The 388-nt window shown below is 62.6% G+C and carries 1 pseudogene; it reads left to right on the top strand.

Annotated features, from left to right (window positions below):
* Positions 1-388 (top strand): annotated as a pseudogene (locus tag ABLO27_RS27095) (hypothetical protein); the annotation flags it as partial.

Genomic DNA, 388 nt, shown 5'->3' with positions numbered 1-388 from the left:
CAACGGTGGCAACGACGTCCTGCAGGGTGGCTACGGCAATGACGACCTCAATGGCGGTGACGGCAATGACGTTCTGGACGGAGGCCATGGCGAGGACATCCTCAATGGCGGTGCCGGCAACGACCTGCTGATCTCACAGGCAGACGGACGCGAGGGTCCGGTCGCTCATGACCCGGACCGCGACGAAGGCGATCCCTATAATGAACTGTCCGGCGGCAAGCTCTATCCGGACCAGCCGATCCCGGCCGACGATGTCCTCACCGGTGGGTCCGGCGGCGACGTCTTCTACTTCCAGACCCTGATCAATGCCAAGGAACGCTTCCTGGAGGAACACACCCAGGATGACGGCACCATCAGATGGCATGGCGTGGCCGGTGAGAACGAGAAC

Source organism: Roseibium sp. SCP15 (assembly GCF_040329435.1).
Taxonomy (GTDB): domain Bacteria; phylum Pseudomonadota; class Alphaproteobacteria; order Rhizobiales; family Stappiaceae; genus Roseibium.
This window is presented reverse-complemented; position numbering and strand designations above follow the sequence as displayed.